The following is a 915-nucleotide window of genomic DNA, read 5'->3' as shown; positions in this document are numbered from 1 at the left end:
GATGTCGGCCTCGGCGGATAGAACTGCCTGCATGAGTGATACCATGATGCCCCAGCCGAGGATGTCCCGGCGCGCCCTTGAATCCGAGCCGTTCCGTGCCATGGTGTTTGGCGAACAAGCCGATGAGATGATTGCGTCCGGTGTCGATGTGGTCAAGCTGTCGTTGGGGGAGCCGGATTTTGGGGCTCCGCCCGCCGTGCGCGACGCCATGCGCGGACTCTATGACGGCCGGCCCCTGCCGTATACCGCGGCGTTTGGCCTGCCGCAACTTCGTGAGGCCATCGCAGGCTTTTATCACGAGCGTCACCATGTGGACATCGATCCCAAGCGCATCATCATCACCGCGGGCGGTTCGACGGCGTTGCTGTTGGCGGTGGCCGCCACCGTCGATCCGGGCGATGAGGTGATCGTCGCGGATCCCTCGTACCCCTGCAACCGAGAATTGGTGAAATCCTTCGGGGGAAGGGTGGTGGATGTTCCCACCAGCGCCGCCACGCGATTCCATCTCACTGAGAAATCGGTGGACGCCCACTGGTCCGAGCGCACCAAAGCCGTGATGATCACGTCGCCGTCGAACCCCACCGGAACCACCATCGCCTTCGAAACGCTCAAGGGGATTTGCGATCTGGCGGCAAGCCGCGGCGCATGGCGCATCGTGGACGAAACCTATTTGGATTTGGCGGATCGCGAGCCTGACGGTTCCGAGGTGAACACCGTGCTGGCCGCCGACCCGGATGCGATTACGCTCAACAGTTTCTCCAAGTTCTTCGGCATGACCGGTTGGCGGCTTGGATGGGCCGTGCTGCCGGAGTATATGCTGCACGAGGTGGATGACCTGGCCACCAATTACTTCCTGTGCGCGCATACGCCCACCCAGTACGCCGCCTTGGCCTGCTTCAAGCCGGAGACTCTGGA

At 62.5% G+C, this 915-nt stretch carries 1 protein-coding gene; it reads left to right on the top strand.

Features of this window, described 5'->3' with window-relative positions; all coding sequences use genetic code 11:
• Nucleotides 1–31: 31 nt before the first annotated feature.
• Nucleotides 32–915: aminotransferase class I/II-fold pyridoxal phosphate-dependent enzyme (locus B2994_RS03870; protein ID WP_291527068.1), on the top strand; the 884-nt coding region annotated here is incomplete at its 3' end.

Source organism: Bifidobacterium sp. UBA744, assembly GCA_002298605.1.
GTDB lineage: Bacteria > Actinomycetota > Actinomycetes > Actinomycetales > Bifidobacteriaceae > Bifidobacterium.
Note: the sequence above shows the minus strand (reverse complement) of the source record. Positions and strands in the feature narration are given on the sequence as shown.